The 23,858-nt window shown below is 61.2% G+C and carries 19 protein-coding genes; 5 read left to right on the plus strand and 14 right to left on the minus strand.

The window, feature by feature from the left end; genetic code table 11:
• Positions 1-24 precede the first annotated feature (24 nt).
• A complete protein-coding gene (locus LH365_RS12855; protein WP_226744031.1) occupies positions 25-768 on the plus strand; it encodes a phosphoadenylyl-sulfate reductase in 744 nt (247 codons plus the stop codon).
• A 179-nt stretch (positions 769-947) separates the two neighbouring features.
• Here the strand turns inward: LH365_RS12855 and LH365_RS12860 are convergent, their stop codons facing one another.
• The 4 genes from LH365_RS12860 to LH365_RS12875 all read right to left on the minus strand — a co-directional run bounded on the left by LH365_RS12860 (position 948) and on the right by LH365_RS12875 (position 3,495).
• Positions 948-1,430 (minus strand): hypothetical protein, encoded by a 483-nt coding sequence (locus LH365_RS12860; protein ID WP_226744032.1) that lies wholly within the window; start codon positions 1,428-1,430, stop codon positions 948-950.
• A gap of 60 nt (positions 1,431-1,490) precedes the next feature.
• Entirely contained in the window at positions 1,491-2,075 is a 585-nt protein-coding gene (locus LH365_RS12865; RefSeq protein WP_226744033.1) for a TetR/AcrR family transcriptional regulator, read from the minus strand.
• A gap of 71 nt (positions 2,076-2,146) precedes the next feature.
• Positions 2,147-2,497 carry a GFA family protein gene (locus LH365_RS12870; protein ID WP_226744034.1) on the minus strand — a complete coding sequence of 117 codons (351 nt, stop codon included), beginning with the start codon at positions 2,495-2,497 and terminating at the stop codon, positions 2,147-2,149.
• Between the two features lie 95 nt (positions 2,498-2,592).
• Positions 2,593-3,495, minus strand: a complete 903-nt coding sequence (locus tag LH365_RS12875) for an Hsp33 family molecular chaperone HslO (protein ID WP_226744035.1) — start codon at positions 3,493-3,495, stop codon at positions 2,593-2,595.
• A 293-nt stretch (positions 3,496-3,788) separates the two neighbouring features.
• On the opposite strand from LH365_RS12875, the gene serA reads away from it, so the two are divergent.
• The gene (gene serA / locus LH365_RS18640) at positions 3,789-5,717 is read left to right on the plus strand and encodes a phosphoglycerate dehydrogenase (RefSeq protein WP_255606625.1); all 1,929 of its coding nucleotides are present in this window, start codon (positions 3,789-3,791) and stop codon (positions 5,715-5,717) included.
• 180 nt (positions 5,718-5,897) lie between these two features.
• Here serA and LH365_RS12890 read toward each other — a convergent pair whose 3' ends face one another.
• Complete coding sequence (locus LH365_RS12890) at positions 5,898-6,407, minus strand: hypothetical protein (protein WP_226744036.1); 510 nt, start codon at positions 6,405-6,407, stop codon at positions 5,898-5,900.
• Between the two features lie 488 nt (positions 6,408-6,895).
• On the opposite strand from LH365_RS12890, the gene LH365_RS12895 reads away from it, so the two are divergent.
• From LH365_RS12895 to LH365_RS12905, 3 genes are all read left to right on the plus strand, one after another.
• Complete coding sequence (locus LH365_RS12895) at positions 6,896-8,743, plus strand: DEAD/DEAH box helicase (RefSeq protein ID WP_226744037.1); 1,848 nt, start codon at positions 6,896-6,898, stop codon at positions 8,741-8,743.
• A gap of 111 nt (positions 8,744-8,854) precedes the next feature.
• Positions 8,855-10,804: a M1 family metallopeptidase gene (locus LH365_RS12900; protein WP_226744038.1), complete on the plus strand. Its 1,950-nt coding sequence runs from the start codon at positions 8,855-8,857 to the stop codon at positions 10,802-10,804.
• A 60-nt stretch (positions 10,805-10,864) separates the two neighbouring features.
• Positions 10,865-11,263 (plus strand): response regulator, encoded by a 399-nt coding sequence (locus LH365_RS12905; protein ID WP_226744039.1) that lies wholly within the window; start codon positions 10,865-10,867, stop codon positions 11,261-11,263.
• Here the strand turns inward: LH365_RS12905 and LH365_RS12910 are convergent.
• From LH365_RS12910 to LH365_RS12950, 9 genes are all read right to left on the minus strand, one after another.
• On the minus strand, positions 11,260-12,279 hold the full coding sequence (locus LH365_RS12910; RefSeq protein ID WP_226744040.1) for a sugar kinase: 1,020 nt from the start codon (positions 12,277-12,279) through the stop codon (positions 11,260-11,262). The two genes, LH365_RS12905 and LH365_RS12910, sit on opposite strands and share 4 nt — an antisense overlap.
• A 311-nt stretch (positions 12,280-12,590) precedes the next feature.
• Entirely contained in the window at positions 12,591-15,572 is a 2,982-nt protein-coding gene (locus LH365_RS12915; RefSeq protein ID WP_226744041.1) for a TonB-dependent receptor, read from the minus strand.
• A 363-nt stretch (positions 15,573-15,935) separates the two neighbouring features.
• The gene (locus tag LH365_RS12920) at positions 15,936-16,778 is read right to left on the minus strand and encodes a 2-keto-4-pentenoate hydratase (RefSeq protein WP_226744042.1); all 843 of its coding nucleotides are present in this window, start codon (positions 16,776-16,778) and stop codon (positions 15,936-15,938) included.
• Positions 16,779-16,782: 4 nt separating this feature from the next.
• Positions 16,783-17,955, minus strand: a complete 1,173-nt coding sequence (locus LH365_RS12925) for a glycoside hydrolase family 105 protein (RefSeq protein WP_226744043.1) — start codon at positions 17,953-17,955, stop codon at positions 16,783-16,785.
• The gene (locus LH365_RS12930) at positions 17,943-19,481 is read right to left on the minus strand and encodes a glycoside hydrolase family 28 protein (protein ID WP_226744044.1); all 1,539 of its coding nucleotides are present in this window, start codon (positions 19,479-19,481) and stop codon (positions 17,943-17,945) included. The genes LH365_RS12925 and LH365_RS12930 overlap by 13 nt, the downstream gene beginning before the upstream one ends.
• The gene (locus LH365_RS12935; RefSeq protein ID WP_226744045.1) at positions 19,478-20,779 is read right to left on the minus strand and encodes an ABC transporter substrate-binding protein; all 1,302 of its coding nucleotides are present in this window, start codon (positions 20,777-20,779) and stop codon (positions 19,478-19,480) included. The genes LH365_RS12930 and LH365_RS12935 overlap by 4 nt, the downstream gene beginning before the upstream one ends.
• 4 nt (positions 20,780-20,783) lie before the next feature.
• Positions 20,784-21,665 (minus strand): carbohydrate ABC transporter permease, encoded by an 882-nt coding sequence (locus LH365_RS12940; RefSeq protein ID WP_226744046.1) that lies wholly within the window; start codon positions 21,663-21,665, stop codon positions 20,784-20,786.
• Positions 21,665-22,564: a carbohydrate ABC transporter permease gene (locus LH365_RS12945; protein WP_226744047.1), complete on the minus strand. Its 900-nt coding sequence runs from the start codon at positions 22,562-22,564 to the stop codon at positions 21,665-21,667. The genes LH365_RS12940 and LH365_RS12945 overlap by 1 nt, the downstream gene beginning before the upstream one ends.
• Positions 22,557-23,696, minus strand: coding sequence for an ABC transporter ATP-binding protein (locus tag LH365_RS12950; protein ID WP_226744048.1), 1,140 nt, complete (start codon positions 23,694-23,696; stop codon positions 22,557-22,559). The genes LH365_RS12945 and LH365_RS12950 overlap by 8 nt, the downstream gene beginning before the upstream one ends.
• Between the last annotated feature and the right edge of the window lie 162 nt (positions 23,697-23,858).

Raw genomic sequence — 23,858 nt, forward strand, 5'->3', positions numbered from 1 at the left:
GACGTCAGGTCCGGAGTGTCTTCAATGACTGTCCTGATCAATAATCTGGTCGCCGATACGCCTGAGCATGAATATGCGCGCAAGCTGTCGGCCAAGTACGAAGGCTGGAACGCCGAGTCGATCCTGCGCGACGTCATCGAGCACGAGTTTGCCGGCACAATCGCCATGACCTCGTCCTTCGGCGCCGATGCGGCCGCGCTGCTGCATCTGGTGGCCAAGATCGACCGCACCACGCCGGTCATCTTCCTCGACACCGACCGGCACTTCTTTCAGACTCTGCAATACCGCGACGAGCTGGTGGAGCAACTGGGCCTGACCAATCTGGTGAATCTGCGCCCGGCGCTGGAAGACGTGCGCGCGCTCGATCCGAAGAACACGCTGTTCCAGAGCGATCCGGACGCCTGCTGCAACTTCCGCAAGACCAGGCCTCTGGCGGCGGTGACCAAGGACTATGCGGCGTGGATTTCGGGCCGCAAACGCCATCAGGCCTCGACGCGCGCCAATCTTTCGGTCGTCGAATATGACGGGCGCGGCTTCAAGATCAATCCGCTGGCCAACTGGACCGCGCAAGACGTGACGGACTATATCCGCGCCAACGGCCTGCCGGAGCATCCGCTGGTCGAGCAGGGCTATCCGTCGATCGGCTGCTTCACCTGCACCAAGCCGGTTGAAGCCGGTCAGGACGCGCGTTCGGGCCGCTGGGCCGGTCAGGACAAGACCGAATGCGGCATCCACCTCAGCGTCTATGAGGACGGCGAAGGGATTTAATCGCCTTCGTCCCTGATGCAATTTTCTATCTCCTCCCTATGCGAAGCATGGGGAGGTGGCGCGCCGAAGGCGTGACGGAGGGGTATATTTCCGCTTCGCGAAACAGCCGAGCTTTTATAGATACCCCTCCGTCAGTTCGCTACGCTCACTGCCACCTCCCCACTTCGTAGGGAGGAGATTCAAGCCCGCTTCCCCTGTTTGCGCAGGTAAAGAATCTGCGCCGTCATCCCGACAATCAACGCCACCAGCAGGCTCAGATGCGCGCCCTTCAATAAGGGCGAACCCAGATCGGTGACCAGCGGATGACCGTCCGGCACGCGCCGCAGCGTCTCGGTCACCGTCGGCACCATCAGCAGAAACGCGCTCAGGGTCAGGCAGATCGTCTCCGGATATACCGTCACGCGCTTCGATACCGGCAGGTAACCCACGCCATACCCGATCAGTAGTACCGTCAGTGTGACCGCCCCGATGATGTAGCTGACCGGTTGATGCGCGACGATGAACACCGTCAGCGCCCCGATGAGCATACTGATGAAATAGAGGGCGCCGGGCACGGAACGCGGCACGATACGGCCATGACGCGCGAACATGTAGATGGCCAGCGGGATGGCGGGCAGACTGCCCAGCGTATGCAGCCAGCCGAGCGGCGAAATTCCAAACATTGCTCTATCCTTCGGATTATCTACCTATCAGTTGGTAGATTTATGGTTCAAAAAACCGCCTTAGGGCCGGACGGTCAAACGGTCGATCAGCGGCGTAATAATGGCGCCGAACATCTGCGGGTCGCCATAGGCGCGCGCCGACAACATGGCGCCGTGCACGGTGGCCAGGAACATCTCGGCCTCTACCGCAGCAGAACCGATGAAATGCAAACGCCCTTGCTGTGCGCCGCGCGCCAGCACCGAGGCCAGCCATTTGGAAAGACTACGGAAATGCGCGCGCACCTCCAGCGCAATGACTTCCGGCAAGATGGGCAGTTCGTTGGCCAGCAAGGCGCAGATGCAGAAGGACGCACGGGCGTCCGTGATGCAGGTCTCCCAATAGCCGGCATAGGCGCGCAATTGGTCCAGCGGGTCCGGGATATGGCGCGCCATCGCCGCAATGCCGGCCTGCGCCTCTTCGCGGTATTTCGAGACCAGCGTGCGGACCAGATCGACCTTGCTGGGGAAGTGGTGGTGGATGCTGGGCTTGCGAATCCCCACCACGCCGGCGATGTCGGCATAGCTGAAACCGTTATAGCCGCCGGCAATGATCAGATTGCGCGCGCAGTTCAGAATGGCGTCGGAGGTCGAGGTCAGGTTGCTCATACCCGCAACCTACCTACTAGTAGGCAGGGAGTCAATCCCTGCCGGACCCGCCTCGGAATCCGCGCCCAAGATCAGTGCGACGCGCCGTCCCACCTATGGAGGGTCAGACTGTCGAGATCGACATCCGGCACGCAACGCAGATTGACCGCCGTCGTTTCTTTGCCATCCGGTCCCACGCCTTCGCTGAACGGGGCAATGCCGCAGACGTCGCAGAAATAGTGGTTCAGACGATGTTGATTGAACTTATAGACAGACAGGTCTTCCCGCGCGCCGCTCAGCTTGAAATCCGTGCGGGCGATAAAGGCCAGCAAACTGCCGCGCCGTCGGCACATCGAGCAATTGCAGTCGATGGCCGTGGTGAAATCGCCTTTGGCTTCGAAGGCAATCTTGCCGCAGTGGCAGCTCCCCTGATGGATGGTCATGGTGCGTCTCCCGGTTTCCGCGCATAGAAACCGAGGCCGCCGCAAAAAGAAAGTGGAAATCGCCTACCCTTGCCTTGGGCACAAGGCGGGTGAAATCACGGCTCGACGAAAAACGTCTTCGAGCAATATTCGCAGGTGATGTGCACCTTGCCGTCCGGCTCGATCATATCCGATTGTTCGGCGGCCGAGAAGGAGCGTACCAGATCCTCGACCCGCGTCTGCGAGCAGCGGCATAGACGCGCGACAGGCTGCGGTGACGACAGACGCACGCCGTCCTCATGGAACAGGCGGAACAGCAAGCGTTCGGCGTCAAGTTCAAAATCGGTCAGTTCTTCTTCGCCCAGGGTTGCGAACAGGGCGCGCACATGCTGGAAGGCTTCGCGCGTGTCGCCACGCGTATCGTCACCGGCCAGCGCCTGAATCATCGCCCCGCCGGCGCGCCAGCGAATACCGTCGGGCGTGCTTTCGCGCGCCACGGCCAGCTTGATCTGCGTCGGAATCTGCTCCGACTGGGCGAAATAGTGCTCGGCGCATAGGGACAAGGAGTCGCCCTCGATCGGCGTGACGCCCTGATAACGGTCGCCGGGACCGTCGGGCTCAAGCGTCATGATGAAGGTACCCCTGCCCAGCAGTTGCTGCGCGCCCAGCGACTGGAAGCTGCCGGCGTTTTCGGCCTCCAGCGCCTTCAGTTCTTCCGGATCGAACCGGCAGAAGCCGCGCAAAGACCCGCGCGTATCGTAATCGGCCACAACATAGCGCACCACGCCCTGCCCCTGCGCCTGCATGATCAGACGCCCCTCGAATTTCAGCGCCGAACCGACCATCACCGCCAGCACGCAGGCCTCGCCCAGCAGGGTGGCGATGGCGTCCGGGTAGGCGTGGGCGTCGAGAATCGCGTTCAGCGTTTCATCGAGACGCACCAGACGCCCATGCACGGGAAGCGTGTCCAGCACAAAACGGGCGGCATAGTCCTGCGACGGCAAAGGATAGGAGGTCATATAAAATCACACAAAAAGGGACATAGGTCGCCGAGATAGTTTCAACCTTGACCGGTTTCAAGGCATTACTGTGGCAATACTGGCACCTTAGCCGATCCGCACCGCCAAAAAAAGCCGAAGTCGCGGGAAATACTGACAAAGGCGGTTGTCTTGAGGGGGGTTTTGGCTTAATCGCGCGCTTGAATTCAGTCGCCTTTCGGCGCGCCCGGTCCCCGGCTCCCTACCTTAGTCTATCGCGCATCTCTTCCGAAAACCGGTGCCCACTTTCGGGATGCGCTTAAACGGATGCGATCATGCACATGGCTCCCGCTAGCGTAAACCTTCCTACTCTGGTCCTCGATTTCGACTCAACCTTCACCAAGGTCGAAGCCCTCGACATCCTCGCCGAGCAGCTCTTTTCGTCCGACCCGGCGCGTCTGACCGACCTGACCGCGATCAAGGAACTGACCGAGCTGGCCATGTCGGGCGAGATCGGTTTCGGGGAAGCGCTGCAACGCCGTATCGCGATCCTCAAGCCCTCGCGCGCCGATATCGAAGCGCTGGCCGAAGCCCTGAAAACGCAGGTTTCGGCCTCGATCGCGCGCAACCGCAAGGTCTTCGAGGAGAACCCCGGCAAGATCCGCATCATTTCCGGCGGCTTCCATGAATTCATCGAGCCCGTCGTGGCCGAATACGGCATCAAGCCTGAACACGTGCTGGCCAACCGCCTGATCTTCGGTGACGACGGCGTGGCCACCGGCGTCGATCAGGACAATCCGCTGTCGAAGGACGGCGGCAAGATCGTCGCCCTGCGTAGCTGGGCCGATCTGTCGGGCGCCATCGTGATGGTCGGCGACGGCTGGACCGATTACGAAGTGTTTCAGGGCGGTGCAGCCGACCGTTTCTACGCCTTCACCGAAAACGTCAGCCGCGAAAAGGTCGTGGCCGCTACCACCGGCAGCGAAGCGACGCAGGTCGCGGCTTCGTTCGATGAGGTGCTGCACAATGAAGGCTACGAAGGTCGCTACTCCTTTCCGCGTTCGCGCATGAAGATGCTGCTGCTGGAAAACGTCCACCCGGTCGCCATCCAGCATTTCCGCGACGAAGGCTACGACGTTTCGACGCTGAAAGGCGCGTTGGACGAAGACGCGCTGATCGAAGCCATTCAGGGCGTGCACGTGCTGGGCATCCGCTCCAAGACCAATGTCACGCGCAAGGTGCTGGACGCCGCCGACAAGCTGATGGCCATCGGCGCCTTCTGCATCGGCACCAATCAGATCGACTTGAAGGCCGCGTCGGAAAAGGGCGTGGCCGTATTCAACGCCCCCTATTCCAACACCCGTTCGGTTGTGGAAATGGTCATGGGCCTGACGGTCATCCTGACGCGGAACATCTACGACAAGTCGATCCAGATGCACACCGGCAAGTGGGACAAGTCGGCCGCCGGCGCGCACGAAGTCCGCAACAAGACGCTGGGCATTATCGGTTACGGTGCCATCGGCTCGCAGCTTTCGGTGCTGGCCGAAGCCTTCGGCATGCGCGTCATCTATTACGATGTCGCCGAAAAGCTGACCATGGGCAATGCCAAACGCTACCGCACCCTGGACGCCGTTCTGGCCGAAGCCGATGTCCTCTCTCTGCACGTCGATGGCCGCGCCGAGAACAAGAACATCTTCGGCAAGGCGCAGTTCGCCAAAATGAAAGACGGCGCGCTGTTCATCAACCTGTCGCGCGGCCACATTGTCGATATCGACGCCCTGGCTGAGGCCGTGCGCTCGAAGAAGATTTACGGCGCGGCGGTCGATGTCTTCCCGGAAGAACCGCGCACCAATGACGATCCGTTTGAAAGCGCGCTGATGGGCCTGCCGAACGTCATCCTGACGCCGCACATCGGCGGCTCGACCGAAGAAGCGCAGGAAGCCATCGGGGAGTTTGCCTCCGAACGCCTGCTCAACTTCATCAGCCGCGGCGACACCACCTTCTCGGTCAACATGCCGAACGTGCAACTGTCCGAGGTTCAGGGCCGACACCGCTTCCTGCACATCCATCAGAACGTGCCGGGCGTCATGGCCGCCATCAACAACATCATCGCCAAGTACAATCTCAACATCCTGGCCCAGCACCTCAAGACCAATGAGCAACTGGGTTACGTGATCGTCGATGTCGACCGCGGCTATTCGCGCGAGGCGCTGGACGAACTGAAGGCCGTCACCGGCACGCTGAAGTTCCGCTCGCTGGTGTAAAAATATCCTCCCTTGCGCAACGGGGGAGGGGGACCACGAAGTGGTGGAGGGGGCAACCCCCGACTCCGCCCCCTCCGTCTCGTCGCTAACGCGCGGATCCACCTCCCCCGTACGCTTCGCCACAGGGGAGGATTTAAAAACAAAAACCCCGGCGGAAACGCCGGGGTTTTTGTTTGCAGCCTAATCGAGGAAGATCACATCGTCCGCAGGCGGGGGGGTATCCAGTCCGGCCAGACGCCGCCAAGCCTTCCATACCGGCATAGGCACGCGCGGCGGACGCACGCCGGAGCCGTCGATCTTCTGTACGAAGCTGAAACGCAGACCCGTCTTGTGCGGCTGGGTCCAGGCGGGCGTGCCGAACTTCACCGTCTGCCCCTGCACGTCGATCAGCCACATCTCGCCGGCATTTTGCGGCAGGCCTTCGTGGATCACCTGCGCGCCCGAAGCGCTCTGGTTGACGATCTGACAGGGAATCTCGTTGCCCGTAGTGAGCATGATCAACGCGCCGGCGGCATTGCAGTCGAAACGCGGCTCAATCCGCCGGTTCAGCACCTGCTGATACGGCTGGATGACCTCGACGCCGGGACGTGGGGAGGTCACGACGTGGGTCTGAGGGCGTTCGGTCGTGCCGGGCATAGCGTTGCGCGTCTTTCGCGTGGCAGAGTCAGGGCTAAGGTAGACAATGTTCATTTATAAATCGTTCTCTTGATTAAGAAGCAGGTAAGAGACGACCGGACGTACGTCATCGACGCGCGGAACGGCTTAAGAAAATAACGAAAACGCTGAGAGCGGCCCTGCGGGAAGCCGCCATACCGGATACGCTTTGCTGCAACGCACACCAGAACAGACCCCCTCTATGCACCTCTCCGGTGAAGACTTCCTTTACGGGCTTGACTTTTCCACTGATCCGACGCATATCGCCTCTGCTGCGGCGCGAATGCTGCACCTGACTGGCCGCGTGAGGTCGAGCGATATACCGGCTCGACAGCCAGTTTTAACGGATGACAGATGCGTGGACGCTGTCCGCGCTTGATAATCTTTAAAAACCGAACCCGAGAGCTAAGACACGCGCTGGCCTCATCCGAAACCGCCCGATATTCCCCAGACGGAATCCGGGCTTAAGGATGTTGTGCGCCGGTGTTTCCCGCGCAGCGCATCCGCATTGAAAGCGCATCGTCTTGACGACCTTTAAAGATTTGGGCCTCTCGGCCAGCCTGCTCGCCACGCTTGAAAAAGAGGGCTATCACACCCCTACCCCCATTCAGGCGCAGGCCATCCCCATCCTGCTGCAAAAGCACGACCTGCTGGGCATCGCCCAGACCGGCACCGGTAAGACCGCGGCCTTCGCCCTGCCCATCCTGCACCACATCCTCAGCGACCGCATCATCCCGGCCTCGCGCACCTGCCGCGTGCTGGTCCTGTCGCCGACGCGCGAACTGGCGACCCAGATCGCCGACAGCTTCAAGGCCTATTCGAAGGGCCTCGGCCTTCAGATCGCCACCATCTTCGGCGGCGTGAAGTACGGCCCGCAGTATAAGGCCCTGCAAGGCGGCCTCGATATCCTCGTGGCCACGCCGGGCCGTCTGATCGACCATATCGAGCAGAAGACCATCGACCTGAAGTCGGTCGAGCACCTCGTCCTCGACGAAGCCGACCAGATGCTCGACATGGGCTTCATCAAGCCGATCCGTCAGGTCGCCTCGCGTCTGCCGGCCAAGCGTCAGAACCTGTTCTTCTCGGCCACCATGCCGAAGGAAATCGCCGGTCTGGCCAACGAACTGCTGACCGACCCCAAGAAGGTCGAGATCACGCCGGAAGCCACCACGGCCGAGCGCGTGTCGCAGCAGGTCATCTTCATCGAACAGCAGCGCAAGCGCGCCCTGCTGTCGGAACTTTATGCCGATGAAAAGCTGGCCCGCACCCTGATCTTCACCCGCACCAAGCGCGGCGCGGATCGCGTGGCCGCCTATCTGCAGGCCGGTGGCGTCGAAGCCGCCGCCATCCACGGCGACAAGAACCAGTCGCAGCGCGAGCGCGCGCTTCAGGCCTTCAAGGCCGGTCGCGTCCGCGCGCTTGTCGCCACCGATATCGCCGCGCGCGGTATCGACGTCGACAACGTCACCCACGTCATCAACTACGAACTGCCCTTCGTCGCCGAAGCCTATGTGCACCGCATCGGCCGTACGGCCCGCGCCGGCAAGGAAGGTCATTCGATCACGCTGGTGGCCGATGACGAGCGCAAGCTGCTGAAAGACATCGAGCGCATCACCCGTCAGCGCATCCCGTCGTGGGACCGCCGCAAGGATCAGGCGCTGAAGCTGCTCGACGAGGCCATCCTCGCTTCGGGTCAGACCGAAAAGCCGAAGACCCCGGACCGCGTCGTCGAAAAGACCGCCCGTCACACCGACCCGGACGCCGAGCGCGTGCACAAGCGTTCGCGCAACCGCCCCCATCGTGAGTCTGGTCGCGACGAGCGCCGTGACCGTGGCAATGGCCGCGACGGCGATAATTCGCGCGGTGAACGCACCTTCGGCAAGAAGGACGCCTTCGGGGGTCGCGCCGAACGCCAAGAACGCAATCAGGCCCGTCCGGAACGCACCGAGCGTTACGACCCGATGGCCGCCGAGCGCGCCCCGGCCAAGGCGTCTCGCGAATTCCCGGCGGCCGAACGCGCGTTTGGCGACAAGCCGCGTTTCGACGGTCCGCGTGGCGAAAAGCCCCGCTTCGACAAGCCGAAGGGCGATCGTCCGTTCAAGAAGCGTGACGATGCTCGTGGCGAAGGTCGCGACACCCGCTTCTTCGAAGACCGTCCGGCGCGTCCGGCGGCAGAACGTGCGGAACGTCCCGCAGGCGAACGCCCTGCCGGCGCGCGCCAGTTCGACGACCGTAAGAAGAAGCCTTTCGGCAAGTCGGCCAGCGGCAAGCTGGGCGGTCGCAAGACCAACACCAAGCCGCGCGCGCACCATAGCGAGCCGGTCAACCGTTCGGAAGGCGCACAACTGAAGCGCCGTTCGCGTAACGGCTGATGACGCCGAGGGAATTGTTGCATTTTCATCATTGTGAATGCAGCCGCTTTCCGCTTTAACATCTGTATGTTCCAGCGCCCCCTGAAACAGGTTTTCAGGGGGCGCGATTTTATGGGGATACGGACGATGCGGGCGACGGGTTTCACGCCGAACAGGCGGACGGCAACGATCGGTTTGATGGCGGCGCTGATGGGGACGACCTTTCTGACGGCGTGCGAGCCGAAGGTGCAACCGGCTTCGGATGATTCTGCGCCGCTGGCTCTGGTGCGCAGCGCCAGGGACGTCCATTCCTACGCCGAGCCCAATGTCGCGCGCGTGCGCCACGTCGATCTCGACCTGACCGCCGACTTCCGCGCCAGGGTGCTGAAAGGCACTGCGGCCCTGACGCTCGAAACCGCGCCGACGGCCACGCAGGTGGTTCTCGACACCAAGGCGCTGGCTATCGAAGGCGTCACCGACGCGTCGGGCAATCCGCTGAAATACACCCTTGGCAAACCGCATCCGATCTTCGGCGCGCCCCTGACCATCGAACTGCCGCAGGGCGCGCAAAAGGTCGTGGTGAAGTACGCCACCACCGCCGACACCCAGGCCCTGCAATGGCTCGACCCGTCACAGACGGAAGGCAAGCAGCACCCCTTCCTGCTGTCGCAGGGGCAGTCGATCCTCACCCGCACCTGGATTCCGACGCAGGATTCCCCGGCAGTGCGTCAGACCTACAGCGCGATCATCCGTGTACCGACGGCTTTGAAAGCGGTGATGAGCGCTGAGATGCTGACGCCCGATGGCGAGGCGGTTTCCGGCAACTCCGCCCTGCGCGCCTATCGCTTCAAGATGGAAGAGGCCATCCCGCCCTATCTGATCGCGCTGGCCATCGGCGATATCGCCTTCCGCCCGACGGGCAAACGCACCGGCGTCTATGCCGAAAAAGCGATGATCGAGCGATCGGCCACGGAACTGTCCGACCTCGAACAATTCGTCGCTGCGGCTGAAAAGCTTTATGGCGAATACCGCTGGGGCCGCTATGACGTACTGATCCTGCCGCCCTCCTTCCCCTTCGGCGGCATGGAAAACCCGCGCCTCACCTTCGCCACCCCGACCATTCTGGCCGGCGACAAGTCGCTGGTCTCGCTGATCGCGCACGAACTGGCGCATTCGTGGTCGGGCAATCTGGTGACCAACGCCACCTGGGACGATTTCTGGCTCAACGAAGGCTTCACCAGCTATTTCGAGAACCGCATCATGGAGGAGATGTACGGCAAGGACCGCGCCCTCATGCTGCAAAGCCTGGGCTACACCAGCCTGCAGGCCGAACTGGCCGACATCAAGGAACCGGGCCTGACCCAGTTGCACACCGACCTCAAGGGGCGCGACCCCGACGACGGTTTCTCGGAAATTCCCTACGAAAAAGGCGCGGCCTTAGTGCGCCTGCTGGAACAGACCTATGGCCGCAAGAAGTTCGATGCGTGGCTGAAGGGCTATTTCACCCGCTACGCCTTCAAGAGCATGACCACGGCGGGCTTCGTCGAGGATCTGCGCGAAACCCTGCTCAAGGGTGATCCGGGGGCGGAAGATCGCCTCAAGCTGAACGAATGGCTGTACAAGCCGGGCCTGCCGTCAAACGCCATCCGCCCGCTGTCCGAGGCTTTCAACAAGGTCGAGATGCAAGCCGAGGCCTTTGCCAAAGGCACGCCTGCCAAGTCTCTGCTGACCGAAGGGTGGGTGACGCAGGAGTGGCAGCATTTCATCGAGTCCCTGCCCGATAATCTGACAGCGGAGCAGTTGAAGGACCTTGACGCGGCCTTCGGTTTCACCACGTCGCGTAATTCGGAAATCCTGTTCGCCTGGCTTAAAGTGGCTATCGCCCAGCATTACGAACCGGCCATGCCGGCGCTGGAAAACTTCCTGACCTCTCAGGGCCGCCGCAAGTTCGTCTCGCCGTTGTTCACCGCCCTGATGGCGCAAAAGGGCTGGGGCGTTGAGATGGCCCGGCGCGTCTATGCCGAAGCCCGCCCGCTCTATCATGCGGTGACGCGCGCGACTGTGGACGGTATCGTAAAGTAGAGCGATCCTTAAGGTTTAGGGCGTAGGATGCGCGGAATTTCATCCTACCGCGCCCGTCCCATGTCCACGCCAGAGACCAAATCCGTGCTGATCGTCGACGACCATGAGGTCAATCGGCGCATTGCGGGCCTGTTCCTGCAACCCCTGGGCTGGACGGCGGTCATGGCAGCGGATGGGGCGCAGGCGCTCGATATCGCCGCGCATCAGCGTTTCGACGTAATTCTGATGGACATGGTGATGCCCGGCCTGAACGGCATCCAGACCACAGCGGCCCTGCGCGATCCCGACAGTCTGAACGGCGACACGCCGGTCATCGCCGTCACCGGTACAGACTATAATCGCGCCGAATGGGCGGCGGTGGGGGTGACGCAGTTCGTGATAAAGCCCGTCGATCCGGATGATCTGATCACCGCCGTCGAAGAGGCCATCCGCCCCGGCCGGCGAAGGGTGACGGCTTAACGCTTGACGTCGAAGCCGTCGTCGCTGAGGAAGCCTTCCAGTTCGGCAACCGTGGCCAGGGCGAAATCGCCCGGCATGGCGTGCTTCAGGCAGCCGCCGGCGATGCCGTAGTCCAGCGCTTCCTTGTCCGATTTGCCGCTCAGTAGGCCGTGCAGCACACCCGCCGCAAAGGCGTCGCCGCCGCCGATCCGGTCGATTATGCGCGCGATGTCGTAGGTCCGCGTTTCCAGCGTTTCCTTCCGCGTATACATCAGCCCGGCCAGACGGTTGTGGTCGACATTGACCTGTTCGCGGCGCGTGCAGATCAGGCGTTGCAGGTCGGGGAAGGCGCTGAAAGCGTGGTCCGCTGCGGCGCGGCTGCGCTCGTGACTGCCTGCCTCGCCGGGGAAGGTGGTCTTGAACACCAGTTCGATGTCGCGATAGCCGCCGAAGATCAGGTCGGCCTGCGCCATCAGTTGCGGGATCAGGCTGGGAGCGTCACCGCCCCACGCTTCCCACAGCTTCGGGCGATAGTTGCAATCGAAGGAGACCTTTATGCCCAGGGTGCGGGCGATCTGCATGGCCTTCAACGCCCCCTGAAAGGCGTTAAGCCCCAGCGCCGCGGTCACGCCCGAAACGTGCAGCCACGACGCACCGTCAAGCAGCCTGGCCCAGTCGAAGGCCGAGAAGTCCGCCGTCGCGAAGGCCGAACCGGCGCGATCGTACAGAATGTCGGACGGACGGTGGATGCCGCCGGTCGTCAGAAAATACAGCCCCATGCGCCCGGCTGCCGTCGAGACGCGCGCGGCGTCGACGCCGAAATATCGCAACTGCCCCACGGCGGCCTGCCCCAGATCGTTGTCCGGCACAACGCTGATCATGCGCGTGGCGTGGCCCAGACGCGCCAAGCCGACCGCCACATTGGCTTCGGCTCCACCGACATACGGCGTCAGTTCCGGCAGGGTGTAGAGCGGATCGCGCCCGGCCGTCGACAGGCGGATCAGCAGTTCCCCGAAACAGGTGAAGGCTTTGGTCATGGCAGCATTCCGTTGGCTTTATTGTTGTCTGTAAGGCTTTAGAGCGCATCCCAAAAAGTGTGAAGCGGTTTTTGGATTTGGATGCGCGAAAGCAATGTGAACTGGGGTCCAGCCCCGCTTAAAAAAAAGAGACGCCGGAATGCACCGGCGCCTCAGGATTCCGCCCTTCCGGGGGCGGCCGTGACAAAGGAACGCTTACGCTTACAAATCTAGCGCGGGATGATTTCAGATAGAAACATCATCCCACTCTAGTTTTTTGAGTGGTCGCGCAATTTTTCGGAAAAGTGGTATCCACTTTATCGGATTGCGCCTTAGTACTTGTAACGGAAGCCGAGATAGTACTGACGGCCCGGATGCGAGTAATCGAGCAGCAGGTCGTTGGCGGTGTTACCCTGCGCCGTGTTATAGGACACGTAGCGGTCGTCGTATTCATCGGTCAGATTGATGCCTTCCAGAACCACCGTGAAGTGCTTGTTGACCTTGTAGGTGATCTGCGTATCGACGTTGAGCGTCTCGTTCTTGCCGGAGAAGTCGGCGCCCGAACCGGGGTTCAACTGTACCAGATAACCCGCCCGGTAGGACGTGGCGACGCGCGCCGAGAGCTTTTCATCTTCATAGTAGAAGGTGACGTTATACGACTCCGGCGATAGGCCCAGCAGGTTCTCGCGGCGATAGGTCGTAGCCGTCGCCGAGGTCGAGACGACGTAGTTGATCTTCGATTCCACGTGCGTGTAGTTGAACACGCCGCCGGTGTGTGACAGGAAGCCCGGCAGGAAGGTGAAGGGCAGTTGCAGCGAAACCTCGTAGCCCTTGAGCTTGCCGCCCGGTGTGTTGACCGGCTGGGTGACGGTGTAAGACGTTGCGCCCGTTTGCCCCGTACCGGCCAGCAGATCTTCGCCGAAGCCGGTTTCCGAGAAAGGAATGACCCGCGCCAGATTCTGGATATAGGACTTGATGTCCTTTTCGAAGAAACCGACGGTGAACAGGGTGTCCTTGTTCGGATACCATTCGAAGCTCAGGTCCATCGTATTGGCCCGTACCGGATCGAGATAGGGGTTGCCGATCGACAGGGTTTGCGAAGAGGTCGTGATCGAACCGCCCGGCGACAGGCTGGCCAGGGTCGGACGCGCCATGGTCTTGGCTGCAGCAAAGCGGACGAAGATATTCTCGACCGGCTCGACGACGACGTTCAACGCCGGCAATGTGTCCGAATAGCTGCGTTCGATCGTGGTAAGGATCGCTTCGGTGCCCTTGCCGATATAACCCGACACGCGCTGATTGGTATCGGCCTTGCGCACGCCGATATTACCGCGCACCGGGATCGCCCCGAACTCGGTATTGAAATCAAGCTGGATATAGGCGGTTTCGTCACGCTCATGCGCCTCGCGATTGTTAGCGCGCGAGGACGAGTTGGTCGTGTTGACGGTGAAGGTGCCGTACTGGTTGGTGCAGCGGCAATCATAGCCGAAGGTCGAACGGATCAGGTCCAGATTAGGGATCAGGAAGGTGTTGCCTGCGACCGAAACGCTCTGGGCATATTTGCCGAGATCGGCCTGAATGGCATTGACCAGGCCCGCCGAATAGCTGGTGCCGGTGGCCGCACGGTGCGCCGCCTCATCGCGCGTATTGGGGTTGGAGGTATAGCGACCCCACTCGATGGACTGGAAGTCGTACTTTTTGCTCGATGCACCGAACTTGATCTTGAAGACGTCGTTCAGATCGTAGTTGAAGTCGATCTTGGTCGTAGAGAACTTGTTCTCGACGCTTTGCGGACGAATGCGGATCAGCGACGCGTCACCCAGAGCCGCGCTGGCGGCCGGGTTGGTGGCCGTGGTGTTGGGCGTATAGCTCCAGTAGCCGGCCTGATCCGGTGTGAAGCCGTTCTTGGTGCCGTAGTTGAACTTCGGCGCGGTCTTGTCGGTGAAGTCGTAGGAATAGCCCTGAACGTCATAGGCGTCGAAGGTGAAGGTCGTCTGTTCGGGATTATCCTGCAGCGAGTTTGAGGCACCGACCAGAACCTTCATCTTCAGCTTTTCGCCAATGTCCTGTTCCCAGGTCAGGTTGAGCTGTTTGAAGGTGGTCTTCAGTTCGTCGAAACGTTGCTCAGCGCGGACGTCAACATCGTTGAACGTACCCTTGACCATCGTGCCCTGGCTGTCGATCTCGTAATTATAGACGTCGGTCTTGGGCAGGCCCTGGCCGTTGCGGCTGAATGAGATGGCTTCGATTTCGTATTCCTGACGGTTCGACTCGAAGCTCGCATACATGGCGTCGAGCGTGATCAGCGTGCCTTCGAACGGACGCATCTGGAACGCACCGGTGACACCCAGACGCTTTTGATCCTGAATCAGACGCGAATAGCGCGGAATGCGCGGGTGCATGGCGCGGCTGATCTTCTGCGCCTCGCCGGTGAGGGCCGGGTTGGTCGAATGGGTTTCGGTGGTGTTGCAGGCGGCGTTGGCATTGGTGCAGGCCGCGATATTGTTCCAGGTCGTACCGCCGTCAGTCGAGAAGCGTTCGAAACGCCCGACGTTAGACGCTGAATAGGCGTTTTCCCAGCGCGTGGTGTTCGGGCCTTCTTCATTGACCATGCGTTCGCCATAGGCGACCGAGAGCAGCGCCCCCAGCTTGCCGTCGGCCCAGCGGTTGGATACGAGGAAAGTGCCGCGCGGCGAGGTGTCTTTCGACAGGTCGTTATAGCCCAACTGGCCCGACCCGGCCATGGTGAAGCCCTTATAGTCGAACGGCCGGGCAGTGCGCAGGTCAACCGTAGCGCCCAGCGAACCTTCTTCGATCTCAGCCGACAACGACTTGCGGACGGTAAGCGAATTGAACAGTTCCGCTGCGAAAACATTGAAGTCGAAGCCGCGGCCGCGGTTAGCACCGCCGGACACGTCCTTACCGCCTGCGGTGGCCAGCGCTTCCAGTTCATTGAGACGCACGCGGGTGAATTCGGAGTTCAGACCGCGCACCGTGATGGTGCGGCCTTCGCCGCCGTCGCGATCGATGGCCACGCCCGGCACGCGCTGCAGCGACTCGGCCAGGTTCAGGTCCGGAAACTGAGCGATGTCGTCGGATTTGATGACATCGACCATATCGTTCGAGCGGCGCTTTTCGCTGATCGAGCTTTGCAGCGAGTTGCGAAAGCCCGTCACGACAACGGTTTCGACATCCTCCTGCGCGGTCGGGGCCGTCTCTTGGGCCATGGCGCCGGTGGCCATGAGCGCCAGCACGGAAACGCTATAGCGGGCGATCGCAGACGCAGTTCGACTGTGGTTTGACTTGGTTTTCATAACTTAGCTCCCCGTTCAGCCCGGTCCGCACTCTTGTGGCGCGATACGCAGGCATTGGACGCCCGGTTGCGGGCATTTTTTCAATTTTGACATGACACCGGTGTCAAAAACGCATGGTAACCGGTGTCAACGCAACTTAGGTAGACATAACCGCGCCTAAAAGACAAGCGGCTTCGTTCAGGTTGATAAAAAAGGTGGCAAATCTGCCATAGGTTTCACTCCCCGTTCGTCCTGACGCTCTTTTACAGGCGTCAATGCCGGGATATTCGACCCGGGGATTTAAAAAAGCCTGAACGCAGGACGGCGGCGGTCCCAAGTCCATAGCCAAGACCGTCGCCGTGATAAAAACATCACTTGTCAGGTTCAACCCAGTTCGGGGCGCGCCTCGGTCAGGGTAACGGTCTTCAGCGCGATCTGCGTCGTTTCGTGGTGAGGACCCGAATAGGTCACCACCGAGGATTGCCCGGCCAGAATATCGTGGATGCCGGTCGTCGCACCCGACGAGATCAGTTGCCCGGCCTTCAACGGTCGACCGCGCGCCGCCAGATGCCCGGCCAGCCAGGCAATGGCCTTCAGCGGGCCGCCCGGCATGGTGAACAGACCGCCCTCGCCGATCACCTGACCGTCGATTTCGGTGACGGCCTTATAGCCTTTCACCCTGGCTTCGCTGAGGTCTTCGACCGTGCTCGACGCCTCGAACGACGCCAGTTGCGCCCCCAGGATCAGGCCGAAATTATTGCCGAAGTCCGACGCCACGACCGTAGGCCCCAGCTTGTTGATGGTCGGCAGCGGCGAGCCGGCCATTTCGACGCCGGCGAACAGGGCGTCGATCAGCCCCAGCGCTTCAGCTTCGCTATAGTCGGTCTTGCCAGGTTCGGCGTCCTTGCCGATGCGGAAGACGAATTCGGCCTCGACGGCGGCAAAGCCGTTTTCGAAGACCGGTATTTCGACCTCGCCCTCGGCGGGCTTGAACAGGGTGTCGAAGACCGGCCCGGCCAGACGCTCGGTGCCGTGCTCGGCCTGACGCTCAGGGGCCAGACGGCCGATCTTCCAGCCGACGACCGGACGGTCCCACAGCTTGATCGCCTCTTCCTGAATAGCGTAGGAATCGCTCAGGACCGAAGGGATCTGACCCGGATAGTCGCTCAGGGCGCGCGCGGCGCGGCGGGCAGAAACAAAGTTTTGCGCAATGTCTTTGAGGCTCATGGTTTTAGTCCTTTGTTCTGATCCCTTCGGACAGCGCCCACATGAGGGCGCCCACACCTTTAGGATCGTTGGGGGTAATTTTTTCGGAGAGGTAGTAGTCGTAGGAACCGTCGCGGTACGGCACGTTGCCGAGGCCGGCCACGCCGCAAATGCCGTTCAGCGCGCCCGGCGTCACGAAGCGCGCACAGACGGCTTTCAGCGATTCCACGCCTGTTGCGACGGCGGATTGCGGCAGGATGCCGAGACGTCCGGCCTTCATCAGGCCGTAGGCGACCATCAGCGAGGCCGAGGCTTCTTCGTAATTGCCTTGGCGCTGGCCCTGATCGACGACCTGATACCACAGGCCGTTTTCGGAGCGGAATTTCAACAAGGTGGTCAGCGTGCGTTTGGCGATGTCGGCGATGTCGGCGCGCAGGCTTTCGCTGAACCCTTCCGAAGCCTCATACACATCAACCAGCGCCCCGACCCACCAGCCCATGGCCCGGCCCCAGACATTAGCGGACAGACCGGTCTGTTTATCTGCCCAGCGCTCAGCGCGGCTTTCGTCCCAACCGTGGGCGTAAAGGCCATTGTCCTTTTGCAGGGTGTGATCGACGAAACGGAACTGCGCCACCGTGTCGGCGAACAACGCCTCGTCATTGGTGATGCGGGCGTATTCGGTCTGGAACGGCTGGGCCATGAACAGCCCGTCGAGCCAGACCTGATGCGGATAGATTTGCTTGTGCCAGTAGTTGCCGGACCGGGTGCGGGGGTGGTCCTTAAGTTGCGCGAACTGCACGTCCATCGCCTCGCGAAAGCGCGCTTCACCGGTAATGGCGTACAGCGGAAACAAAATCTTCCCGCCATTGACGTTGTCGATATTGTACTCGGATGGCCTGAAGGTCGGCATCGTTCCGTCGGGCAGGACGCGGCTCTGCATCTCACCCAGCACATAGTCGAGGAAGGCGCGATCCTGCGTCACCTGATAGAGGTCGAGCGCACCCTTCCACACCACGCCGTCCTCATAATTCCAGTGAGGTCGGTAAGGCGTCCAACTCCGGAAATAGCCGGCGATGAAGGCCGGCACATCGACGCCGAACCGCGACAGCGCATCCTGCGTTTGCGCCGACAGGTCGAAGGCGCGTTCCACAGGGGCCGCGGCGACATCGACGGGGATGTTGTGTTTCAGGTCGAGCATGTGACGTTTTCCAATATCAGGGTTTCGCCGCTCTGGCCCTCGATGTCCAGCGCGTTTACATGAAGATTTCGCACATTGGCGATCAGGCCGCCCAAGCGCGCGACCGGCACGATGGAGGCAGCCATGTCGGGTTCGCCCGGTTCCGCATGCGGATCGAAGCGCAAACGGATATGATCGAGCGTCAAGCCATCGACCGGCTGTTCCGGCAGGCCCAGCACATAGAGTCCAGCATGGCGGATTCCGTTCGCTTCGATGTGGCTCAGGGCAATGCCGCCCAGGTTGGGCGTGCCCTCATCCACCGGACGCGCTTGACGATCGGCCACATGGTCGGTTTTGCCGTCCGGATCGCACCAGTAAAAGCTGTTGATCACAAAGGCCGTGCCGACGCCTTCCATGCGGATGTACCGGCAATCGAGCCCTTGCACCACAGCGTCACGCCCGCGTCCGCGCCTTGTTTTCAAACGGATGCCGCGATCTGTATTAATGAACAGACAGGTCTGTACTAACACGTCATAAACACCTGACGCCATCTCCGAACCGATGACAATGGCGCCATGACCGTCCTGCATCCGGCAGTTGGAAATACGCACGCGACGCGTTGGACGCACGCCGCGCCGTGCCATGCTGATCTTGCCCGACTTCAACGCGATGCAGTCGTCCCCCACCGCAAAATCGATCCCGCAAATGGTGACGTCGGAACAGCTTTCCGGATTGAGGCCGTCCGTATTGGGACTGTCGGCCGGGGCTTCGATGCGCAACCCGGCAAAGGTCAGGGAACGCGACATCATTGGGTGGACCGTCCAGGACGGACTGTTTTTCAGGGTCAGCCCCTCCAGTATGACCTGCTCGCAATCGACCATAAAGATCAGTCGCGGCCGCCAGCCTTCGAAACGCGCCTTGGGCCTCCTCCACCAGGTGTCGAACCCGGCCTGACCGTCGATCAGGCCGCGTCCGTAAATCTGAACATTGTGCAGAAACAGCAGATTGAACAGGGCCGCGTGGCAGGTGTCCGCCTCACCTTCCCATGAACCGAGACAGCTCCGTTCTTCGCCATCCGCATCGGGGAGTATGCCCGGCAATACCGGCCATTTCGACACGTCGCGATGACCGAGTATGTCCGCCCCCTCGGCCAGTTCCACCGCCATATCGCTCTTGAGAAACAGCGGGGCCGTCAGATACCGGCCTGCCGGCACGCGCACCAGCCCGCCGCGCGGACAGGCCGACAGCGCCGCCTGCAAGGCCGCCGTATCGTCGCTGACGCCATCGCCCTTGGCTCCGAAGGCGCGCGGATCGACCACCACCTTGCACATGGCGGTGCGGACCACCAGAATGTCGTGGCCGATCTGCACTTCGTAATTGGTGTCGGGCCGCAGGTCGTAAAGCGAGAAGACATTTCTGTCTGTTTGCAGCGCCACCGCGCCGTCGACCCTGATTTCGCGGGGCGTGGCGGCGGTCCAGATCGTCCCGTCGTCCACCTCGAAGGTCAGGGCCGTCGGCAGGACAGCGATGCAGCGCAGTCCATTCATCTCACCACGCGATGCAGGATGGCATTGATGTCGTCATAAAGCCGGTCGCCCGCCTCGCGCTCGCTCAGGCGGCCGTAACCCAGCGCTTCCAGAATGTCCTGAAAGCCGTCGCGCACGCGCGGATGCTCGAACCACGGGCTTTCGACCACATTGATCTGCGCCGCCCCCAGTTGCGCCTCGCTCTGCTGCTGAAGCGGCGTAATCAGGCCTTCATTGCTGAGCAGGGTGCGACCGGCCTGCGATACCGGCACGCCGCGCTTCAGACCCATGGCCCGGATGCCTTCGGGATCGTTGAGCAGGAAATCGATCAGCATGGCCGCTTCGTCCGGGTACGGAGTCGTGGCGTTCACCGCAAACATCATCGACGGGCGATACATCATCCCGGCGTCCTTCGCACCGGGCCGCAGCAGGTATGGTGCCAGCGCGATGGTCTGTTTACCGGCCAGCGTATCGCTGTATTTATCGATCGTACTGTTCCACATGAAGACGCCGGCGAATTGCCCGTTGATCCACGGGCGCATTTCCTGTTGCGCGACATTGCCGTAGGAGGCGCGGACCTGAGCGCTGGGCCAGACATGGTCGCGCGTCATGCGCGCGTACAGCCCGGCGAAATCGTGCATGTCCTTTCGCGAGCAGTTCAGCGATTTGCTGTCTGCATTGATCAGCGGCTTGCCCGTACCCTGCACCACATAGGTGCGGGCCATGGCGATGAACTCCAGAAACAGGCCGTCGATCGGGTAATAGCCGTCACCCAGTTTCGCCTTGAACTGCGGCCCGCGCGCGAACAGCTCGTCCCACGTCGTCGGCAGGCTCAGTCCCGCTTTTTGATAAGTCGTCTGGTTCATATAGAACAGCCGTGCGGCGTTTGACACGGCGATGGCGTTGAGCACGCCCTTATTGGTGCCCATGCCAAGCGTTCGGGTGTCGAACTGGCTGAGGTCGATCTTGTCGCTCAGTTTGGCGAGATCGAAGAAACCCGTGCCGTCACGCGAGAACAGGGTCTGCCAGTACCAATTGATCTGCATGACGTCCGGCGCGGTGCCGCCGGCAATCTGCGTCGTCAGGCGCTCAAGGTGACCGGCAAAGCCCGTATATTCGCCGCGCACGCGGATGCCGTGCTTTTCCTCGAACAGGCGCAGCGCCTCAAGCGTCGCCTTGTGCGCCGATGACCCGCCCCACCAGCTCATGCGCAACTCACGGCCGCTGGAGGGCGCGGGCCGCGGCTTTGAGCAGGCGGTGAGCGCAGCGGCCGAGGCGCCGAGAAGCACAAACCGGCGATGATGTCTGTATGCGTCCATCGCCCTACCCCTTCACCGCGCCGGAGGTGACGCCTTCGACGAAGTATTTCTGCGCCAGGAAGAACAGGATCAGTGACGGCGCCAAAGCGATGGTCGACATGGCGAGGATTTCGTTCCACGAGGTCGCTTCGGTGACGTCGATCGACATTTTCAGCGCCAGCGCCACAGGGTATTTTTCCACGGAGGAGAGATAGATCAGCGGCTGAAGGAAGTCGTTCATGGACCACATGAACTGGAACAGGGCGACCGATATGATCGCCGGCAGGATGACCGGGCAAACGATCAGGGTGAGGACCTGAAACGAGTTGCAGCCATCCATCACCGCCGCCTCTTCCATATCGAGCGGCAGGGAGCGCATGAACTGGATGATCATGAAGACGAAAAAGCCTTCGGTGGCGAAGGCCTGCGGCGCATAGAGCGGCAGGTAGGTGTCGAGCCAGCCGAATTCACGAAACATTAGGTACTGCGGGATAAGCAGGACCGACTTGGGCAGCAGGACCGTCGCCATCAAAAGCGCGAACAGCCACTTGCGGCCAGGGATGGCGAAGCGCGCGAAACCGTAGGCGACGATGACGGACGATATGACCGTCACGATGACCTTGGGCACCACGATCTTCATGGTATTGAGCAGGTAGGTGGCGAAGCTGTATTCGGTGGAGGTCTTCCAGCCGTTGACGAAACCGTCCGTCGTTGGATCTTTGGGAATGAAACCGACCGATGAGAAGATTTCGGCGTTGTTTTTGAACGCTCCGCCGATCATCCACAACAGCGGATAGATCATCAGGAAGCCGACCAGAATCAACAGGCCGTAACGCACGAAGGCGTTGAGGACCGGCAGGTGCTTGCGCCAGCCATGATCGGCGGGATTAAGGCTCGTCGCTGACATCAGTGGCCTCCCTTCTCGTCGCGGTCCTGCGCATAAAACACCCAGTGTTTCTGCGACCAGAAGGCCACCGCCGTGAAGATGGCGATGATGATGAACAGCACCCACGACAGGGCCGAGGAATAGCCGAGATTGAAGTATTTGAACGCTTCTTCGTAGATCATCAGCGGCAGCAGGTAGCTCGATTTGAGCGGTCCGCCGGCGGTGATGATGTAGGGGCCGTTGAACTCCTGAAACGCCTGCACGATCTGCATGATGAAGTTGAAGAACAGCACCGGCGTCAGCAGCGGCAGGGTGATCATGAAAAACTGCTTGAGGCGCGACGCTCCGTCGAGATCGGCGGCCTCATAGAGGTCTTCGGGGATGGCCTTGAGGCCTGCCAGAAACACCACCATGGCCGAGCCGAACTGCCACAGGCGCAGCAGGACGATGGAAAACATGGCCGTGGTCGGCTCGCCCAGCCAGTTGACGCCGCCGAAGCCGATCCCGGTCAGGGCCTGATTGATCAGACCGTCGCCAGCGAAGACGAAACGCCAGACCACGGCTACGGCCACGCTGCCCCCCAGGATAGACGGCAGGTAGAAGGCCGTGCGGAACAGGCCGATGCCTTTCAGCTTGAAATTCAGCACCACAGCAATCAGCAGGGCGAAGGCCAGCTTCAGTGGCACGGTGATGAAGACATAAGCAAAGGTCACGCCCAGCGATTGCCGGAAGGTCGAATCCGCGGCCATCTCGGTGTAGTTCGACAGGCCGACCATATGGGCCGCACCCAACTGATCCTGAAGCCGTGCGTCGGTCAGGCTGAGGACGAAGGAAGCGACGAAGGGAAACGCCGTGAACAGCAAAAAGCCGATCACGAAGGGGGTGACGTAGAGGCTGCCGATCCACTTGTTGCTATACATGGACGGACTCGTCTGTCTTATCTTCGAAATCCGGAGATACACCAATGGCCAGACCGTCTTCGCCGAACAAATGCGCGCGGTTGAGGTCGATTTTCAGCCGCACTTCCTGATGGTTATGCAGGGCCACTTCGCCGTCCAGCTTCATGATCAGCGGTTCGCCTTCCACCTCTTTCAGCGTCACATAGGCGAAGGTTTCCCCGCCCAGACGCTCGATCAGGATGACGTAGCCATTCAGGTGCGCCTCTTCATCCGCGCCCGCCAGATGCAGGTTTTCCGGGCGGATGCCGAGGGTCGCGGAGGCTCCGATCGACACCGATGCGCCGACGCGCGGCACGGCAAGAATATTTTGCGGCAGATCGAGCTTCACCATCTCCGGCGTCACTTCGCGCACGCTGGCCTCGAGCACATTCATGCGTGGCGAACCGATGAAGCCCGCCACGAACAGATTGGCCGGTTTGCGGTACAGGTCGAGCGGCGAGCCCACCTGTTCGATACGCCCGGCATTGAGCACGACGATCTTGTCGGCCAGAGTCATGGCCTCGACCTGATCGTGGGTGACATAGACCGAGGTGGCGTTGAGCTTGGTATGCAGGCGCGCGATTTCCACGCGCATCTGACCCCGCAGGGCGGCGTCGAGATTGGACAGCGGTTCGTCGAACAGAAAAACGTCCGGTTCGCGCACGATGGCGCGGCCGATGGCGACGCGCTGACGCTGGCCACCGGACAGGGCCTTGGGCCGGCGCTTAAGCAGATGCGTCAGTTGCAGCGTCTCGGCGGCGGCATTGACCTTGTGCTCGATCTCGGCCTTAGCCATGCCCTGAATCTTCAGCGCGAAGGCGATATTGTCGAACACCGTCATGTGCGGATAGAGGGCGTAGGACTGAAACACCATGGCTACGCCGCGCTTGGACGGATGGGCATAGGTGACATCGCGGCCCGCAATATCGATCTGGCCTGAAGTCGGCGTTTCCAACCCGGCGATCAGGCGCAGCAGGGTCGATTTTCCGCAGCCCGACGGCCCGACGAAGACCACCAGCTCGCCTTTTTTAACCTCCAGCGAGACGCCCTTGATGACCTCATGGCCATTGAACGCCTTGCGCACGTCTGTAAGTCTGACACTGTCGACTGACACGTTTCCCCGCTTTTGATGGTGTTATTTTTGCTTGATGATATGTGTAAGGGAAACCGGTGTCATGATCAACGCCGATTATGCACAAAGGGCACATGAAAAGCATTTCATCCCGCTCCCGTAACGCCGACTTTTCAAATTCGTCATTCGGGCATAGCCTTCGCT

It is taken from the genome of Asticcacaulis sp. AND118, from assembly GCF_020535245.1.
Lineage (GTDB): Bacteria > Pseudomonadota > Alphaproteobacteria > Caulobacterales > Caulobacteraceae > Asticcacaulis.